The sequence below is a fragment of the Vermiculatibacterium agrestimuris genome, assembly GCF_943193085.1.
In the GTDB taxonomy this organism is placed as follows: domain Bacteria; phylum Bacillota; class Clostridia; order Oscillospirales; family Oscillospiraceae; genus Vermiculatibacterium; species Vermiculatibacterium agrestimuris.
Genome location: NZ_CALPCU010000012.1, coordinates 1 through 17,175, shown reverse-complemented (window position 1 = coordinate 17,175; position 17,175 = coordinate 1). Strand labels below are relative to the sequence as shown.

At 58.5% G+C, this 17,175-nt stretch carries 17 protein-coding genes, 1 tRNA gene and 1 other RNA gene; 17 read left to right on the top strand and 2 right to left on the bottom strand.

Features of this window, described 5'->3' with window-relative positions; all coding sequences use genetic code 11:
* Positions 1-46 precede the first annotated feature (46 nt).
* Complete coding sequence (locus NFR87_RS05615; protein WP_251447543.1) at positions 47-379, bottom strand: helix-turn-helix domain-containing protein; 333 nt, start codon at positions 377-379, stop codon at positions 47-49.
* A 149-nt stretch (positions 380-528) separates the two neighbouring features.
* Between NFR87_RS05615 and NFR87_RS05610 the strand changes: the two genes are divergently transcribed.
* From NFR87_RS05610 to NFR87_RS05580, 7 genes are all read left to right on the top strand, one after another.
* On the top strand, positions 529-1,545 hold the full coding sequence (locus tag NFR87_RS05610) for a LysM peptidoglycan-binding domain-containing protein (RefSeq protein WP_251447540.1): 1,017 nt from the start codon (positions 529-531) through the stop codon (positions 1,543-1,545).
* Between the two features lie 376 nt (positions 1,546-1,921).
* Positions 1,922-2,185, top strand: a complete 264-nt coding sequence (locus NFR87_RS05605) for a hypothetical protein (RefSeq protein ID WP_251447537.1) — start codon at positions 1,922-1,924, stop codon at positions 2,183-2,185.
* Positions 2,186-2,253: 68 nt separating this feature from the next.
* Complete coding sequence (locus NFR87_RS05600; RefSeq protein WP_251447534.1) at positions 2,254-3,111, top strand: hypothetical protein; 858 nt, start codon at positions 2,254-2,256, stop codon at positions 3,109-3,111.
* Entirely contained in the window at positions 3,108-3,836 is a 729-nt protein-coding gene (locus tag NFR87_RS05595; RefSeq protein ID WP_251447531.1) for a type IV secretory system conjugative DNA transfer family protein, read from the top strand. Before NFR87_RS05600 ends, NFR87_RS05595 begins: the two co-directional genes overlap by 4 nt.
* Positions 3,837-4,274: 438 nt before the next feature.
* A complete protein-coding gene (locus NFR87_RS05590; RefSeq protein ID WP_251447528.1) occupies positions 4,275-5,303 on the top strand; it encodes a hypothetical protein in 1,029 nt (342 codons plus the stop codon).
* Between the two features lie 215 nt (positions 5,304-5,518).
* Positions 5,519-5,704, top strand: a complete 186-nt coding sequence (locus NFR87_RS05585; RefSeq protein WP_251447525.1) for a hypothetical protein — start codon at positions 5,519-5,521, stop codon at positions 5,702-5,704.
* Entirely contained in the window at positions 5,701-6,168 is a 468-nt protein-coding gene (locus NFR87_RS05580; protein ID WP_251447522.1) for a hypothetical protein, read from the top strand. The genes NFR87_RS05585 and NFR87_RS05580 overlap by 4 nt, the downstream gene beginning before the upstream one ends.
* Before the next feature lie 132 nt (positions 6,169-6,300).
* Here NFR87_RS05580 and NFR87_RS05575 read toward each other — a convergent pair.
* Positions 6,301-6,376 (bottom strand) — tRNA-Ala (locus NFR87_RS05575).
* 163 nt (positions 6,377-6,539) lie between these two features.
* Here NFR87_RS05575 and ffs point away from each other — a divergent pair.
* The 10 genes from ffs to NFR87_RS05525 all read left to right on the top strand — a co-directional run bounded on the left by ffs (position 6,540) and on the right by NFR87_RS05525 (position 17,054).
* An RNA gene (gene ffs, locus NFR87_RS05570) (signal recognition particle sRNA large type) lies at positions 6,540-6,804 on the top strand.
* Positions 6,805-6,879: 75 nt separating this feature from the next.
* Positions 6,880-8,628, top strand: coding sequence for a DNA polymerase III subunit gamma/tau (dnaX, locus tag NFR87_RS05565; protein WP_251447520.1), 1,749 nt, complete (start codon positions 6,880-6,882; stop codon positions 8,626-8,628).
* 13 nt (positions 8,629-8,641) lie between these two features.
* Complete coding sequence (locus NFR87_RS05560) at positions 8,642-8,989, top strand: YbaB/EbfC family nucleoid-associated protein (RefSeq protein ID WP_251447518.1); 348 nt, start codon at positions 8,642-8,644, stop codon at positions 8,987-8,989.
* A complete protein-coding gene (locus NFR87_RS05555; protein WP_251447515.1) occupies positions 8,979-9,677 on the top strand; it encodes a YoaK family protein in 699 nt (232 codons plus the stop codon). The genes NFR87_RS05560 and NFR87_RS05555 overlap by 11 nt, the downstream gene beginning before the upstream one ends.
* 47 nt (positions 9,678-9,724) lie before the next feature.
* Complete coding sequence (locus NFR87_RS05550; RefSeq protein ID WP_251447513.1) at positions 9,725-10,837, top strand: DUF362 domain-containing protein; 1,113 nt, start codon at positions 9,725-9,727, stop codon at positions 10,835-10,837.
* Between the two features lie 65 nt (positions 10,838-10,902).
* Positions 10,903-11,568: a deoxyribose-phosphate aldolase gene (gene deoC, locus NFR87_RS05545; RefSeq protein WP_251447511.1), complete on the top strand. Its 666-nt coding sequence runs from the start codon at positions 10,903-10,905 to the stop codon at positions 11,566-11,568.
* 186 nt (positions 11,569-11,754) lie between these two features.
* Positions 11,755-12,957 carry a BMP family lipoprotein gene (locus NFR87_RS05540; protein ID WP_251447509.1) on the top strand — a complete coding sequence of 401 codons (1,203 nt, stop codon included), beginning with the start codon at positions 11,755-11,757 and terminating at the stop codon, positions 12,955-12,957.
* Positions 12,958-13,135: 178 nt separating this feature from the next.
* Entirely contained in the window at positions 13,136-14,695 is a 1,560-nt protein-coding gene (locus NFR87_RS05535; RefSeq protein WP_420910705.1) for an ABC transporter ATP-binding protein, read from the top strand.
* Entirely contained in the window at positions 14,692-16,026 is a 1,335-nt protein-coding gene (locus NFR87_RS05530; RefSeq protein ID WP_251447505.1) for an ABC transporter permease, read from the top strand. The genes NFR87_RS05535 and NFR87_RS05530 overlap by 4 nt, the downstream gene beginning before the upstream one ends.
* The gene (locus NFR87_RS05525; RefSeq protein WP_251447503.1) at positions 16,023-17,054 is read left to right on the top strand and encodes an ABC transporter permease; all 1,032 of its coding nucleotides are present in this window, start codon (positions 16,023-16,025) and stop codon (positions 17,052-17,054) included. The genes NFR87_RS05530 and NFR87_RS05525 overlap by 4 nt, the downstream gene beginning before the upstream one ends.
* The last annotated feature ends 121 nt before the right edge of the window (positions 17,055-17,175 follow it).

Sequence of the window (17,175 nt, the reverse complement as noted above, 5' to 3'; positions counted from 1 at the left end):
GAGCGGCTCAATCAATGCCGCCCGCTTCCGGGTCTGCTCTGTATGATTATGTATTTTGGAAAAGTATATTGCACTCGTCAATGATGGCTTCTACCGTGCGGAGCTGAGACGGCGAAAGGCGGCGTAGCTTCTCGGAAAGGATCAACAAGTCCTTATCAACAATGTCCCCGGTCAGTAAATAGTCAGCACTGACATTCAAGGCGGCAGCCAACTTCAAAAGGTTTTCCGGGCGCATGGCTCGTTTTCCTGTTTCTGCATAAGAAACAAATTGGGTGGTCGTGTCACAGAGTTCAGCAAGGGCTTCTTGGGTCAGGCCCATCCGCTTACGCCGCTCTATAATGCGCTGGCCCACTTCCTCCATATGAAAATCCTGCCCCATTGTCTCACCTCGCCTTTTGTTTAATTATATCCACAAATGACGAAAAATTTAATAGCGAGTTGTTGACAAATATCAACATAGCGATATATAATATAGGGGCCTGTTTGAAAATTCAATTTCAGCAGAAAAAAATAAGGAGGAAAACACACATGAAGAAAAGAATTTTATCCCTTGCACTGGCCTTGGTACTCTGTCTTGGCCTGACCGTCCCCGCATTTGCAGCGGAGGACACCGAAAAGACCTATACTGGCGAATGTGAGCTTGGAAAGGTAAGCGTCATCATGAACGGCTGGTTACGTACCGAGTATGTCCCAACTAGGTATGACCCCATTGCCTACGGCAGCGTCTCCGAGGCGGATACAGTCCTGGCGATCCATGTGGTGGAGGACGGCTCTACGGTAAAGATTGAACCGCTGGATTTTGAGCTTAATGCGCTTAATGAAGAATATTACCACTGGGGAGACGGCATCTGGTTGAGTTATATCCCTGCATTTGGATTTGCAGGCGGTGGAATGGGGGCTAACGACACTGAAGGCAAAACATTTACGGCAAGCCCCGCCGCAGAAGGTGAAGACTTCCTCATGGATGCGTCTTTTGGTGTTTTCTGGATGTGCGAGAGTGATTTTGCGAAGATCAAGTCCGAACATAAAGTCAGCAGTTCTGGTCGCACCGTCATTGGAGCTGTCGATCCTACGGGGGGCACTGAGGCCCAGCCCACCCAGCCCAGCCAGCCTGTTGAGCCGGAGCAGCCCAGCCAGCCCACCGCTCCCGCTGAGCCCAGTCAGCCCGTCACCCCTGACACTCCCGGTACTTACACCGTGAAGAAGTGGGACACATGGAGTATTATCTGCACCAATTTCTACGGCACCAATGCCCAGCGTTACGCTCTGATGAAGGCCAATAAGAGCGTAAAGTTGACGGAGGGGACTATCCTTACCCTGCCTGAAAAGCTGGGTAAGGATACCCTGATCCCCGCTCCTGTCTGCGCCGAGGGGGAAAAGCTCTATACTGTCAAGGCCGGGGACACTCTGGGCAAGATCGCTCTGGCGGAGTATGGCAGCATGGCCCAGTATAAGGCCATTTTCGAGCGCAACAGTGACCGCTTGGCGAACGCCAATCTGATTTACGAGGGCCAGATTATCGTTCTGCCTGTCATTTCAAAGTAAGTATGACATAACATTAAACATAGCGGGGGTGAAAATGCCCCCGCTATGTTTTGAATTTTGATATTCCTAAACAGAATAATATGCTAGTATATAAATATTCCAAAAAGTCTTGACATGATATATCGGTTATGGTATCATATAGTCAGAAAGGAGGGCAGCCGCAAGCCCACACCACAATGATCTCGATGACCCATTTCGATGATCTCACGCCGACAAACTAATATTTCGTCTGCGCGCCCAAACCACTCAAACTCCGCCGTATGCTCTACAAAGAGCTTCGGTATTCGTGGTGAGGCGCGCCGAGACTATACCAGCCGCTTCACCAACAACCAGGTGGGCGGCTTTTGTCGTCCAAAATGAAAGGAGCAAATTCAAAATGAAAGTCCACATCATCGGCAAGAACCACCGTAAGGGTACATCCAAGAAAAACGGTAACCCTTATGATTTCTGGGAGCTTCACTACACCGGCCCCCAGCGGGGGGTGACTGGTGAGGCGGCCATCGTCAAGACCGTTGACCCTGGCCTGTTCGACTTAGAGGCCATGACTGTCCCCGGTGATTACCTGGTCGAGTATGACGGCCAGGGCAACATCATCAGCCTGTCTACCGTGACCGCTCCCGGCTCCGCTGCCAAGCAGTAAAACACAACCACAATCGGCCCCCGGTTCGGCACCGGGCCGGGGGCCACAATTAACAAGGAGGTAACTTCATGAATATCTTTCAACCGCACGATTTCTTCTTCGCCGCTCTGTGGGCGTTGGTCACCTTTGCTATCCACCGCTTTGCTGGCTGGCTGAAGGCTCAGGTCGAGGCGGACAATACCATCTCGGCCCGTGACGCAAAAATCTGCCACTACGGATTGCTCGTCCTGCGGGGGGTGTCGATCCTCACAGCCGTTTTCAGCATTGGCACCATCGTCCTGCCCCTGCTGGACGCTCTTTTGACCACCCTGCTCGGTACGGCCTCCGACTTGTTCAATAAGTATGGCGGTCTGGCCCTCATCATCGCTGCGGTGGTTATCTGGTGGAAGAACCGCCAGCCCAAGCAGGCCACCGCTCCCGCCTCTGTGACCGATGTGGATATAGAGCTTGCCCGTCAGAAGGCTATGGATATGCAGGGGTTTGCGCTTAGCTTTATGCTTCGTGTCCTTATCGCTATTTCGTCATTCACGCCCGTTATTCGTCCCCGTAACATCCACGACATTGAGGTGCGCTCCACCGATGGGGCCAGCTTTTACATGAAAGATGATGTTGCGATCCAGCAGGCCGAAGTCGAGGTTGAGGGCGAGATCACCCCCGAAGTGGAGGACACATTACAGCGGACACTGCAAAACTACGCCCAGAAGTATATCACTGATTACCCCATGCTCATTTCGCCCGAAGCCGGGGGCCGTGCGCCGGTGGAGGTCTTGGGGGTCAAGAACTGTGGTAGCCGGGTGCTGATCGACTATGTGTTTACTTCTGCGAAGTCTGTTGATATGATTAACGCCCGCCGCCGCGCCCGGGTGGAGCGTCAGATGAAGCAGGAGCGGCCCGCTCCCTACACAGACCCGGATTACGGCGAATGAAGCCCGTGGTATTTTGCGCTGAACGGCTCCCCTGCGGGGGAGCCGCCCAGCGGCCTGTCCTCGTGGATTTTGATAGGTACCCTCACCTAATCACCCAGGGAGGTACGGGAACGGGCAAGAGCATAGCCAGCCTTCTTGTCACCGCCAAAATTTCCCAGCTTCCGGGGGCGGAGGTCTACATTCTGGATTTTAAGAACGATGTGGACACGTTCAAATTCTGCCACGGGAAGAATTGTCGCTATTGGCGTTTTCAAGACTGTGAAGCGGGATTGAACGAATACTATGATCTGCTCCAGGCGGAGCTTGCCTCAGACGATGACAGCGGCCCTCATAAGGTGCGGTGGCTATGGATAGACGAGCTTGGCTCCTGGCTCCTGAACAGCGAGAAAAAGACAGCGGAGAGCATACGGGCCAAAATAGCCACCGTGCTTATGATGGGCCGCAGTAGGCGGTTCTTCTGTCTTACCTCGGTGCAGCGCGCCCAGGCCGAGCTGTGGAACCAGGGCGCGAGGGATAACTATTCGTGCTGCCTGGGGCTGGGGAACCTATCAAAAGAGGCGGCTTCCGTCCTCGGCTTCTCCCGTGATGAATTTCTCCCGGTCACGGAAATTGGGGGCGGTCACTTGCTCCTGGGCGGCAGACAAATTCCCGTGCAAGTCCCCTATATCGGCCCCCGTGGTATGGCCCGGATGAAAGAAGATATATTACGGGCTATGACCTGCTGACGATCTGGGGCCGGGCGGTGGCGCAAGCCACAAGCCCGGCCCCCGGCGGAGCCGCAAAGCGGCCCGCCGTAGCGGAAAGGTTAGTATTACCCTTTCCGCTACTTTTGTAGCCTGTAGCAAATAATCTTCAAATTGTTTCGCAAATTTCCAGATTGTTCACACATAGTCTAAATTTCGTTCATATTTATGGCGTAAGGTAAATATGTAAAAGGAAAGGAGACCTTGCAGGGAACCCCCTTGCCATCACAGTGCTGAACAGATTGTTGTAGTTCTGTGTCATCTCAAACGCCGCTGAACGTGTCTCTAAAGACACCGACAGCAACCACCTAAACAAAGTTTAGCGTGGCGGGTGAGGTGCGCACAGATTTTTTGTTGCCGCTCACCGAAACCAGGTGGGCGGCAATTTTTGTCCGCACCCCCAACAAAGGAGGTTCAGTTGTGACAAAAGATACTCAATCAAGGAAGTGGCAGGGCACATTAAATTATAAATCCCGACATGATATAGACCATGAAAAGATGAAAATGAAGTTTCAGGAGTTGCACGTGCTCTATTGGTGCCTGGCTGACGAAATCGGCCTTGAAACCCAAACGCTCCACACGCATTTCTTCATCATGCTAAAGTCCCCAGTTCGTTTTAGCCGTCTTAAAAAACTATTCCCCGAAGTCCATTTTGAACAGGTGCGAGGTTCTGCCCAGGAAAACCGGAATTACATCAGCAAAACGGGGAAATGGGTCAACGATGAAAAGGCGGATACCTCTATAGAGGGTACTTTTGAGGAGAGCGGCCCGCTCCCAGAGGAGCCGGGACAGGGGGCGAGGACGGATATTGCCGAGCTTTACTGCAAGATTGAGGACGGCATGACCAACGCCGAGATCATGGCCTCTAACCCCGATTTAGCAATCCATATATCTCGTATGGACAAAATCAGGCAGGATATCTTGGAGGCCCGGTATCGGGATCAACGGCGTACCTTGGAAGTGACATATATTTTTGGCCCCACCGCCACGGGCAAAACCAGGGGTGTCATGGATGAACATGGTTACGCCGACGTTTACAGGGTGACGGACTACAAACATCCCTTTGACCGATACGCCCAGCAGCCCGTGCTCTGTTTTGATGAATTTCGTTCTTCGCTCATGGTGGGGGATATGTTAGATTATTTGGACTGCTATCCTTTGGCGCTGCCGGCAAGATATGCTCCCCGTCAGGCTTGCTATGAGACAGTCTACATTATAAGCAATATCGATCTAAAACAGCAATTTCCGAAGGTGCAAGAACAGGAGCCAGAAACTTGGAAAGCGTTTCTTCGTCGTATCCACCATGTTGTAGAGTATAGGAGGAACGGCCCGCCTATCAATCACGGCTCTGCGCTGGAATACATCTTTCCCATAGACCCAACAGCTCCCGATTGGGTGCAGGAGGCGCAAAGAGCGGAACGAGAAGGAGAGGAGGTGTTGCCGGAATAGATTTTTGACGAAACGAGGCAGGCGGGCGAGGTCACGGCTTTAATTAAATCTGCGGCTTTGCCGCCTCCTTATTCCCCTCACCAATGACGGCCCGCAGGCCGCTCCGCTGAAAAGAAATTTTGTAAATCACAAACTTTGGGTGTCTCTACACCCGCTATATAACGATATTTGCCCGAACCAAAAGTTTGCGGCGCACTCCGTCAGGAGGTCGCAACATGGCGAACCCTACGAATGATTTTTGCCCCAGCATTCCCAAGAGAGAGCTTGAAGCTCTGGCTCGTTGTCTGCTCCCCGCCATTCAAGAATATTTCGAGAGCGAGGAGGGCAAGCGGGAGTTTGCCGAGTGGGAGGCTCAGCATGGACAGAAAGCACAAAATTTTAATGGAGGTATCAGCAAATGAACATTCAGCCTTTTGAAGCCGGTGGATACCAGGTGTTGCTAGAAAGAAATGAACTCGCGCATATCAAAATGGGGCCTAACTCAACGATAGAAACTCAAGGGGTGAGGGTCGGATACACAGTGTTCGGAAGCTTCTTCGCCATTTCACTGGGGATATTCCCTCCAATGCCGGGAAATAAAAATGACTGTACCGAGTGTGCAATTAACATTTTGGGGCGTAGTGACAATTGCGAGGAGTACGGAGCCAAATACATAACATACGACAACAACTATGACGTTTACATTCACATCATCACACATCTCCCTGTTGCGCAAGTGCAATCAAAGCTCTCGAACTACATAAAACATATGTCGTATAAACGTGCACTAGCGCTCTGTAAAGTCGTTGATACTGGAAAGACTGACGATACAAAAGATTTATTGGAAGATGATTTGGCTTTTTTGGCTTATTTGAAATCCCGCTAAAGTAATTTTGTGCTTCGTACAGAACGGCCCCCATCAAACCTGATAGGGGCCGTTTCCTTATGCCGTTTTGCCGATATAAACAAGAAATCCGAACCCACCGCCTACTGGCGTTAAGTTCGGATTATCTTGCTTTGGTGGACGGTATGGGGATCGAACCCACGACCTCAGCGTTGCGAACGCTGCGCTCTCCCAGCTGAGCTAACCGCCCGTATTCTCTTGTTTGCGCCATGACATTATAACAACAATTTGGCCCGGTGTAAAGTGTTTTTTCAAAAAATCAAATTCTCAGTTGATAATCCCCCCAAAATGTTGTATGATACCGTATGTATCAGCCTGCCCGTGGATCCGGCTTCCTTCGGCCCGGGGCAAGGCCGCGCTAACTGGGGAGATAGCGGTGCCCTGTACCTGCAATCCGCTACAGCAGGGGTGAATCCCGGCCCCCGGAAGCGCGCTGTGTCGTCTGACCCTGGTAAGCAGCGATGAAGGATCGGTCCCGCGCAACGCCTACCCGTGAACCGTGTCAGGCGGGGAACCGAGCAGCACTAAGCGGATCTGGGCGTGTGCCGCGGGGGCGCCGCTCCTGAGCCGGCTGCCGGGGTAACGGACATAGCGCGACTTTCAAAGGCCGGTGCGCGGTCTTGCCGCAGGCCGAAAACAGGGAAGAAGGAGCTGACCTTCTTCCCTTTATTCCTCTTTGGGAGGTGAGAGCCTATGTATCAGGCACTTTACCGGAAATGGCGACCCCGTACCTTTGATGACGTGGTGGGCCAGAGCCATATCACCGACACCCTCAAGCGCCAGGTGCGGGAGGGGCGGCTTAGCCATGCCTATCTTTTCACCGGCACCCGGGGCACCGGGAAGACCACCTGCGCCAAGATCCTGGCCCGGGCAGTGAACTGCGAGCATCCGGTGGATGGAAGCCCCTGCAACGAGTGCGACGCCTGCCGCGGTATTGAAAGCGGCGCGGTGATGGATGTGCTGGAGTTGGACGCCGCGTCCAACAACGGCGTAGACCAGGTGCGCGCCCTGCGGGACGAGGCCGTCTATTCCCCCGCGGCGGTGCGCAAGCGGGTGTACATCGTGGACGAGGTGCATATGCTCTCCACTCCGGCCTTCAACGCCCTGCTGAAGATCCTGGAGGAGCCGCCGGAGCATCTGATGTTCATTCTGGCCACCACCGAGCTTCATAAGGTGCCGGCCACCATCAAGTCCCGGTGCCAGCAGTTTGCCTTCAAGCGCATCTCTCCCCTGGACATCGCCCAGCGGCTGAAGCTGGTGGCGGGGGAGGAGAGCATCCCCCTTACAAATGAGGGAGCGGCCCTTTTGGCCCGGCTGGCCGACGGCGGCCTGCGGGACGCCTTGAGCCTGCTGGATCAGTGCGCCGTAGGCGCAGACGGCAAACAGTTGGGTGAGCAGGAGATCCTGGACGCCCTGGGGCTGGCGGGGAACGTGGAGACCGCCGCCCTAATGGATGAAATATCCCGGCGGGACGCCGGAGCCGCCCTTCAGCGGCTGGATCGGCTCTACGCCGCCGGCAAGGATGTGGGGAGCCTTTTGAACGAGCTTTCCGCCCTGACCCGGGATCTGCTCATCCGCAAGACCGCTCCCCAGGGCGGTGGGGGGCTGCTCACCGGCGGCTATGACGAGGGTACCCTCCGGGGGCTTTCCGAGGGGCTCACCACACCCAGACTGGCCCAGCTTTTGGGCAAGCTCCAGAGTGTCGCCGCCGATCTGGGCCGCAGCGCCAACCGGCGGGTGGACGCGGAGCTGTGCCTTATCCGCCTGTGCGACGAGACCTTAGATGATTCTGCCGCCGGGCTGAACGCCCGGCTGACCAAACTGGAAGAGCTGGCGGCGGGAGGGGCCTTTGTCCCTTCGGCTGTCTCTCCAGCCCCGGCGCAGCCCGCGCCCGCGGCGGCCCCTGTCTCCAGACCTCCGGAGCGGCCCGCGCCGCCTCCGCCCAGGGAAGAGGAGGAACCTCCCTGGGACATGGAGCCGCCCCCTCCTCCGGAGGAGATGGAGCCCGCGGCCCCGCCCCCTGCGGCGGCGCCCGCCCCGCCCCCGGCCATGCCCGAGCCTGCGGCGGAGAGCCCCGTTCAGACGGGCTCCGGCGCCGGGTTGGGCGATTTCTGGCCAGAGCTGGTGGTGAAGCTCAAGGGCAAGGTGCCCATGGGCGAGTACAGCTTCCTGTCCAACAAGTCCATGGTGAAGGGAGCCGTGGACGGGCCTCTGCTCACCTTGTGGGCGCAAAACGACTTTATCAAGGGCATGATCTCCAAGCCGGGCATTCTGGCGGCGGTGACCGAGGCGGCCAAGACCCTGCCCGGCGGCCCCTACCGCACGGTGGTCACCGTGGGCACGGCCCCGGAGCCCAAGGCTCCGGCGGCGGGTCAGCACGACAAGCTGGACGACCTGCTGGCTCTCGGCGGAGAGCTGGATGGGATCATTACGGAAGAGTAAGGAGAGATCGGCTATGGCAAAGGGATATAACCGCGGCGGCTTTGGTATGGGCGGCGGCGGAATGAACATGAATATGATGAAGCAAGTCCAGAAGATGCAGGCCGACATGGCCAAGATGCAGGAGGAGCTTGCCGCCAAGGTATACACCGCCGCAGCCGGCGGCGGCGTAGTCAGCGCCCAGGTCAACGGACAGCGGGAGGTGGTCTCGGTGACCATCGACCCCGAGGCTGTGGATCCCGAGGATGTGGAGATGCTCCAGGACATGGTGGTGGCCGCGGTCAACGAGGCTCTGCGGGCCGCGGACAGCGACGCCGCAAGCTCTATGAAGAACATCACCGGCGGGTTGGGCCTTGGCTTCTGAGCAGATAGAGCGGCGCCTGCCGGAGGAGGCCCTTTCTCTGTGCCTGCTCCTGGCGCTGGCGGGAGGATTTCTGGACGGCTATACATATTTGGCCCGGGGCGGCGTGTTTGCCAACGCGGAGACCGGCAATATGGTGCTTCTGGGGATCCGTCTGCTCCAGGGGGAGTATGCCCGGGCGGGGGCCTACCTGGTGTCCGTGCTGTCCTTTGCCCTGGGGATCTGGGGCGCGGAGGCCATTCGGGCCGCGCTGGAGAGCCGGGGTGGACTGCGCTGGCGGCAGACCACCCTGGGTATGGAGATCGCCGCGGTGACCTTAGTGGCGTTTCTGCCCAAGGAGCTGGATATGCTGGCCAACTGCATGGTGGCATTCACCAGCGCCATGCAGATCGAGAGCTTCCGCCGGGTGGAGGGGAATCCCTATGCCTCCACCATGTGTACCGGAGACCTGCGAAGCGGCACCGAGCAGCTGTTCCACTGCTGGCAGAGAAGGGACAGGAAGGCGGGGCGGAACGCCGTGGACTATTACGGCGTGATCGCCGTCTTCATCGTTGGGGCCGCGTCGGGTGTGCCCGCCTATGAGGTGCTGGGACTGAGGGCCTGCCTGGTCTGCAGCGGACTTTTGCTGGTGAGTTTTGTCCTTCTGACGGTCAAGGCCGGCCGGGGAAAAGGAGACGGCGGCCCGCGCTGAGCGGCCAGGCTGCTTGGAATATCAACATATAGAAAGGAAAAACTATTATGGCAGGGTCAAAGGTTTATTTTACCGATATGCATGTGGCCATGGGCGACAGCCTGCTGGAGAAGTTTGAGCGCCTCATCGTCAAGGCGGGCATCGACCAGATCGACTTCAAAGACAAGTTTGTGGCGGTAAAGGTACACTTCGGCGAGGTGGGCAACATGGCCTTCCTCCGCCAGCAGTACGCCAGAGTGCTGTGCGACCACATCAAGGCCAGGGGCGGCAAGCCCTTCCTGTGTGACTGCAACACCCTGTATGTGGGCTACCGCAACAACGCCCTGGGCCATCTGGACGCGGCCTACATGAACGGCTATAACCCGCTGGCCACCGGTGTGCACACCATTATCGGCGACGGACTGCGGGGCACTGACGAGCGCTCCATCCCCGTAGAGGGCGGCGAGTATGTCAAGGAGGCCAAGATCGGCGCCGCCATTGCCGAGGCGGATATCATCATCTCCCTGAGCCATTTTAAGGGCCATATCAACGCCGGCTTCGGCGGGGCGCTGAAGAACATCGGCATGGGCTGCGGCTCCAAGGCGGGCAAGATGGAGATGCACAGCAGCGGCACGCCCAGGATCGACCGGGAGCTGTGCATCGGCTGCGGCATGTGCGTGAAAAACTGCGCCAACGACGGCGTTCATGTGGTGGATAGGAAGGCCGTCATCGACGAGGCGCACTGCGTGGGCTGCGGCTACTGCATTGCCTACTGCCCCAAGGGGGCCATCATGACCAAGTGGGACGAGGCCAAGCCTGTAATGAACAAGAAGATCGCGGAGTATACTAAGGCCGTTTTGGCGGGGAAGCCCTCCTTCCACATCAATATGCTGGTGGACGTGTCCCCGGAGTGCGACTGCGACAGCTGCAACGACATTCCCATCATTCCCGATGTGGGCATGTTCGCCTCCTTTGACCCTGTGGCCATGGATCAGGCCTGTGTGGACGCGGCCAACCGCCAGCCGGTGATCCCCGGCAGCGCGGCGGATACCGGGAAGGGGGCCGGCCACACCCACGATGTGTTCCGCATGGCTCATCCGGACACCGACTGGGAGGCGGGGCTCGTCCACGCCGAGAAGCTGGGTCTGGGCACCCGGGAATATGAGCTGGTAGAGCTTTGAAATGACCCGCTGCCCCCAAAAGGCATAGAATAAGAACGACCACCTACGAGAAAGGAAGAGAGAGTATGGAGCTTCGCGAGATCCTGAGCCGCTGTGACCACACGCTGCTCAAGCAGGAGTGCACCTGGGAGCAGATCAAGGAGATCTGCGATGACGGCGTGGCATATGGCTGCGCCAGCGTTTGCATCCCTCCCGCCTTTGTGAAGCGGGCTGACGAGTACCTGGCGGGCAAGCTGAAGGTGTGCACCGTCATCGGCTTTCCCAACGGCTACTCCACCACCGCCGTGAAGGTCTTCGAGACCGAGAACGCCATCCGCCACGGGGCGGATGAGATCGACATGGTCATCAACATCGGCTGGGTGAAGAGCCGGCGCTGGGATCGTCTCCTGGAGGAGATCAAGGCGGTGAAGCAGAGCTGCTCCGGCCGCATTTTGAAGGTCATTGTGGAGACCTGCCTGCTCACCGAGGAAGAGAAGATCAAAATGTGCGAGATCGTCACCGAATCCGGGGCGGACTATATCAAGACCTCCACCGGCTTCTCCACCGCCGGGGCCACCCGGGAGGATGTGAAGCTGTTCAAGGCCCATGTGGGGCCAAACGTGAAGATCAAGGCGGCGGGGGGGATTTCCTCCCTCCAGGACGCGGAGGACTTCATCACCCTGGGCGCTGACCGGCTGGGCACCAGCCGCATCGTGAAGCTGGCGAAGGGGCAGCAGGGCGAGGGCTATTAAAACGATCGAAAAGGGAGGGAGAGGACGCGCCTGCGCCCTCTCCTTTTTATTGTTTCTTTTTCACAAAAAATTCTGTAACACTTTTGTAAAGAATGGATTGCTTTTTTCGCCGGAAACCGCTATAATAGGTTTGCAAAAACCAGAGGGAAACAATTCTGGGTAAAAATGAAAGGAAGGTATACTGAAATGAACAAGACCAGTAAGCTCCTTGCGCTGCTCCTGTCCGGTTCCATGATGCTCAGCCTGGCCGCCTGCGGCGGCGGCGCGGCCACCACGCCCGCCCCTGAGGAGAGCAAGGCCGCCGAGCCCGCTCAGTCCCAGGCCGCCGAGCCTGCCGAGAGCCAGGCCGCCGAGCCCGCCGAGAAGAGCGCCGACGACATCCCCGACAACATGACCTCTGCTGACGGCAAGTACGAGGTGGCCTTCATCACCGACGTGGGCCAGCTGAAGGACAAGTCCTTCAACCAGGGTACTTATGACGGCGTGAAGCTGTACGCCGACGCCAACGGCCTGAGCTACAAGTACTATCAGCCCGCCAACGGCGACCAGGCCACTGACGACGACCGCTACGACGCCATGAAGGCCGCCGTGGACGGCGGCGCCAAGGTGGTGGTGTGCGCCGGCTTCATGCAGGAGGCCGCTCTGACCCGCGCCGCCACAGAGTTCTCCGACGTGCCCTTCGTGTTCATCGACGGTTACCCCATCGGCCTGGACAACGTGGCCGGCATCTCCTTCCAGGAGGAGCAGAGCGGCTACCTGGCCGGTTACGCTGTGGTGAAGGAAGGCTTTGAGAAGCTGGGCTTCACCGGTGGCGGTGGCGGCACCAACCCCGCTTGCTGCCGCTTCGGCTATGGCTTCGTTCAGGGCGCCAACGCCGCTGCCGCTGAGATGGGCGTCAACGTTGAGATCAACTACTCCTGGGAGTACGGCGCCTCCTTCTCCGCCTCCCCCGAGCTGCAGACCATGGCCAACGGCTGGTACACCACTGGCACTGAGGTCATCTTCGCCTGCGGCGGTTCCATGTTCCAGTCCATCGCTGCCGCCGCCTCCGCCAACGACGGCTTCGTCGTGGGTGTGGACGTGGATCAGTCCTTCGAGTCCGACGCTGTGGTGACCTCCGCTATGAAGGGTCTGTCCAGCGCCGTGCAGTGGGCTGTGGCCAAGGTCTATGACGGCACCTTCGCCGAGATCGGCGGCCAGGGCACCTCTCTGGGCGCTAAGGACGACGCCGTGGGCCTGCCCACCGCCACCTGGAGCATGGAGAATTTCTCCGTGTCCGACTACGAGGCTATGTTCGCTGACATCGTTTCCGGCAAGCTGACCATCGACGCCGATTACGAGACCGGCCTGGAGCAGGATTGGTCCAACCTGAAGCTGAACATCCTGTAATTGGATCCTTCTGTTTCTGAAACGGGAGGGACGCAGAAAGCGTCCCTCCCGTTTTTTTACTGTAGTATTCCTGCCATTTTTGGGAGAAATGCTTGTCTTTTTTCTGTCTCTACGTTATAATGTTTAAAGTATAAGCACAAATATCGGCCTGATTTTTATATTTTAGACAGGAAGCGGGATGAGGACTATGGAAGCTGAGAACATCATTGAGATGCTCCACATCACCAAAGAGTTCCCCGGTATCATCGCAAACGATGATATCACCCTCCAGCTTCGGCGGGGGGAGATCCACGCTCTGCTGGGGGAGAACGGCGCGGGCAAATCCACTCTGATGAGCGTCCTGTTCGGGCTCTACCAGCCGGAGAAGGGCGTGATCAAGAAAAACGGCCAGGAGGTCAAGATCAACGACCCCAACGACGCCACCGCCCTGGGCATCGGCATGGTGCACCAGCACTTCAAGCTCATTGACGTCTTCACCGTCCTGGACAACATCATTCTGGGCGCGGAGACCACCAAGGCGGGCTTTCTTCAGAAGAAGGAGGCCCGAAAAAAGGTGGAGGCCATCTCTGAGCGCTATGGCCTGAAGGTGGACTTGGACGCCAAGGTGGAGGACATCACCGTGGGCATGCAGCAGCGGGTGGAGATCCTGAAGATGCTCTACCGGGATAATGAGATCCTCATCTTCGACGAGCCCACCGCCGTCCTCACCCCCCAGGAGATCGACGAGCTGATGGACACCATGCGGGAGTTTGCCAAGGAGGGCAAGAGCATCCTCTTCATCTCCCACAAGCTCAACGAGATCATGGCGGTGGCCGACCGGGTCACCGTTCTGCGCAAGGGCAAGTACATCGGCACCGTGGACACCAAGGACACCGACAAGCAGTCCCTGTCCAACATGATGGTGGGCCGGCCGGTGCAGCTGGAGGTGACCAAGACCCCCGCCCAGCCCGGCGAGCCGATCCTGGAGCTGAAGGACTTCACCGTCCCCTCCAAGGCCCACAAGAAAAACGCGGTCAACAACGTTTCCTTCCAGGCCCGCTCCGGTGAGATCCTCTGCATCGCCGGCATCGACGGCAACGGCCAGACCGAGCTGGTCTATGGCCTGACCGGCCTGGAGAAGAGCTCCGGCGGCACCGTCACCCTCTGCGGCGAGGATATCTCCCACGCCTCTATCCGCCGCCGGGGGGAGCACATGAGTCACATTCCCGAGGATCGCCACAAGCACGGCCTGGTGCTGGACTTCACCCTGGAGCAGAACATGGTGCTCCAGCGCTTCCGGGAGCCTCAGTTCCAGCACATGGGCTTTATCGACCAGAAGGCGGTGCGGGAGTACGCCGAGAAGCTCATTGAGCAGTACGATGTCCGTTCCGGCCAGGGGCCCATCACCCGGGCCCGGAGCATGTCCGGCGGCAACCAGCAGAAGGCCATCATCGCCCGGGAAGTGGATCGGGAAAAGCCCCTGATCGTGGCCGTCCAGCCCACCCGTGGCCTGGACGTGGGCGCCATTGAGTACATCCACAGCCAGCTGGTCTCCGAGCGGGACAAGGGCAAGGCCGTGCTCCTGATCAGCCTGGAGCTGGATGAGGTCATGAGCCTTTCCGACCGCATCCTGGTGATGTATGAGGGAGAGATCGTGGGCGAGCTGGATCCCAAGCAGACCACCGTGCAGGAGCTGGGCCTCTATATGGCGGGCGCCAAGCGGATGGATATGAGCAAGAAGGAGGGTGAGGGAGCATGAAAGAACGGGGCACGCTTTTGCAGAAGGAGGGAGCCCAGTCCGTAGTGGCCTCCCTGCTCTCCATCGTCATCGGCCTTCTGGTGGGCAGCATCCTCATCCTGGTGGTGGGCATGTTCAGCGACAACCTGGGCCTTGGAAGCGCCTGGGAGGGCATCCGCCTGGTCTTCTTCGGCATCTTCAGCACCGGGCGCAACGCATCCGGCGTTCTCACCTGGGGCTTTAATCCCCAGAGCATCGGCAATATGCTCTTCCGGGCCACCCCCCTGATCCTCACCGGACTTTCGGTGTCGGTGGCCTTTAAGACCGGCCTGTTCAACATCGGCGCGCCGGGCCAGTACCTCATGGGCACCCTGGCCACCCTGGCCATTGCCCTGGGCATCCCCAGCACGGCCCTGCCCAGCCCCCTGATCTGGCTGCTGGCCTTCCTGGGCGGCATCCTGGCCGGGGCGCTCTGGGGCTGTATTCCCGGCATCGTGAAGGCTTTCCTCAATATCAATGAGGTGCTGGCCTGTATCATGACCAACTGGATCGCCGCCAACCTGGTCACCTGGTTCTTCGACGCCAACAAGATGTTCCAGAACACCGTGGAGAACACCAAGACCAGCTACATCTACAAGACCGCCTACGGCCGCACCATGGTGGACGGGGCCTGGACGTATGTGGACGGCAACGGTGTGTCCACCGCCAAGCTGGGCCTGGATAAGCTCTTCTCCGGCTCCCAGGTCAACGCCGGTATCCTCATCGCCGTCCTCATCGCCATCTTAGTCTACATCCTCATGACCAAGACTACCCTGGGCTATGAGCTGAAGGCCTGCGGCGCCAACCGCCACGCCGCCCGGTACGCCGGCGTCAACGACAAGCGGAACATCGTGCTGAGCATGGCCATCGCCGGCGCCCTGTCCGGCGCGGGCGCGTCCCTCTATTATCTGTCCGGCAACACGGAATTTTTCTGGTCCACCTACCAGGCGCTGCCCGCCACCGGCTTCAACGGCATCCCGGTGGCCCTGCTGGCGGCCAATAACCCCATCGCCGTTATCTTCACCGGTATCTTCATGTCCATGCTGAACATCGTGGGCCTGCAGCTGACCAATCTGACGGCCTACAATGAGTACATTACCGACGTGATCATCTCGGTCATCGTCTATCTCTCCGCCTTCTCCCTGGTCATCAAGATGTTCCTTACCAGCAGGAAAAAGCACAAGGCCGCTGAGGCGGCCGCCGCCCCCGCAGCGGAGCCCGCCCCGCCGGCAGAACCGGAACCGGAGCCCGCGGCGGAAACGCCGCCGCCGGAGCCGGACGCCGCTGAGGAGAAAGGAGGGGAGCAGGCATGACATTCTTGATCCAACAGACCCTTCTCTACGCTGTTCCCCTGATGATCGTGGCCCTGGCCGGCGTCTTTGCCGAGCGCAGCGGTATCATCAACCTGGCGCTGGAAGGTATCATGATCTTCGGCGCTTTCGTGGGTGTTCTCTTCGTGCGTATGATGCAGGGCACGGAAATGTTCCAGGCCGCCTTTGCCGCCAAAAACTGGATGGCGCTCCAGGGTATGGAGCTTTTGGCCATGGCTGTGGCGGCCCTGCTGGGCGCGGTCTTCTCCCTGCTGCTCAGCTTCGCCTCGGTGAACCTGCGGGCCGATCAGACCATCGGCGGTACCGCCCTGAACCTGATGGCGCCCGCCCTGGTCCTCTTCCTGATCCGGATCATTGCCAACCAGAACACCCTCCAGATGGCGGAGGGCGACGCCGCCAGCTGGTTCATGATCAAGAAGACCACTTTGGGCTTCGACCGGAAGGCCGACCTGGGCTTTTTGGGCAACACCCTCCTCCACCAGGTCTATCTGGCCACCTACATCTGCATCATTCTCTTTGTGGTGCTGTCCATCCTGCTCTATAAGACCCGGTTCGGTCTGCGCCTGCGCTCCTGCGGTGAGAATCCCCAGGCCGCCGATTCTCTGGGCATCAACGTCTACAAGATGCGCTATGCCGGCACCACCATTTCCGGCGCCCTGGCGGGCATGGGCGGCTTTGTCTACGCCCTCACTACCGCCAACTGCGCCTCCACCGGCGATGTGGCGGGCTTCGGCTTCCTGGCCCTGGCCGTCATGATCTTCGGTAACTGGAAGCCGGGCAACATCGCCGGCGCGGCCCTCCTGTTCGGCCTTTTCAAGTGTATCGCCGCCTCCTATGCCAGTATCGACATCAACGGCGATGGAGTCTACATGCTGGCCACTTTGGGGATCAGCTCCCACCTCTACCGGATGCTGCCCTATATCATCACTCTGGTGGTCTTGTCCTTCACCTCGAAGAAATCCAGAGTTCCCAAGGCGGAGGGCATCCCCTACGACAAGGGCCAGCGCTGAGAAAGGGTTCCATTTCCAAAAATACAGCTGAATCAAACAACAGAAAAGCAGGAGGCGGGGGGGGGGGGGGGGGGGGGGGGGGGGGGGGGGGGGGGGGGGGGGGGGGGGGGGGGGGGGGGGG

What these genes read in the sequence shown, in the direction of transcription:
- NFR87_RS05615 (WP_251447543.1), bottom strand. Translation starts at nt 379, where the DNA reads ATGGGGCAGGATTTTCATATGGAGGAAGTGGGCCAGCGCATTATAGAG.
- NFR87_RS05610 (WP_251447540.1), top strand. Translation starts at nt 529, where the DNA reads ATGAAGAAAAGAATTTTATCCCTTGCACTGGCCTTGGTACTCTGTCTT.
- NFR87_RS05605 (WP_251447537.1), top strand. Translation starts at nt 1,922, where the DNA reads ATGAAAGTCCACATCATCGGCAAGAACCACCGTAAGGGTACATCCAAG.
- NFR87_RS05600 (WP_251447534.1), top strand. Translation starts at nt 2,254, where the DNA reads ATGAATATCTTTCAACCGCACGATTTCTTCTTCGCCGCTCTGTGGGCG.
- NFR87_RS05595 (WP_251447531.1), top strand. Translation starts at nt 3,108, where the DNA reads ATGAAGCCCGTGGTATTTTGCGCTGAACGGCTCCCCTGCGGGGGAGCC.
- NFR87_RS05585 (WP_251447525.1), top strand. Translation starts at nt 5,519, where the DNA reads ATGGCGAACCCTACGAATGATTTTTGCCCCAGCATTCCCAAGAGAGAG.
- NFR87_RS05580 (WP_251447522.1), top strand. Translation starts at nt 5,701, where the DNA reads ATGAACATTCAGCCTTTTGAAGCCGGTGGATACCAGGTGTTGCTAGAA.
- dnaX (WP_251447520.1), top strand. Translation starts at nt 6,880, where the DNA reads ATGTATCAGGCACTTTACCGGAAATGGCGACCCCGTACCTTTGATGAC.
- NFR87_RS05560 (WP_251447518.1), top strand. Translation starts at nt 8,642, where the DNA reads ATGGCAAAGGGATATAACCGCGGCGGCTTTGGTATGGGCGGCGGCGGA.
- NFR87_RS05550 (WP_251447513.1), top strand. Translation starts at nt 9,725, where the DNA reads ATGGCAGGGTCAAAGGTTTATTTTACCGATATGCATGTGGCCATGGGC.
- deoC (WP_251447511.1), top strand. Translation starts at nt 10,903, where the DNA reads ATGGAGCTTCGCGAGATCCTGAGCCGCTGTGACCACACGCTGCTCAAG.
- NFR87_RS05540 (WP_251447509.1), top strand. Translation starts at nt 11,755, where the DNA reads ATGAACAAGACCAGTAAGCTCCTTGCGCTGCTCCTGTCCGGTTCCATG.
- NFR87_RS05535 (WP_420910705.1), top strand. Translation starts at nt 13,136, where the DNA reads ATGAGGACTATGGAAGCTGAGAACATCATTGAGATGCTCCACATCACC.
- NFR87_RS05530 (WP_251447505.1), top strand. Translation starts at nt 14,692, where the DNA reads ATGAAAGAACGGGGCACGCTTTTGCAGAAGGAGGGAGCCCAGTCCGTA.
- NFR87_RS05525 (WP_251447503.1), top strand. Translation starts at nt 16,023, where the DNA reads ATGACATTCTTGATCCAACAGACCCTTCTCTACGCTGTTCCCCTGATG.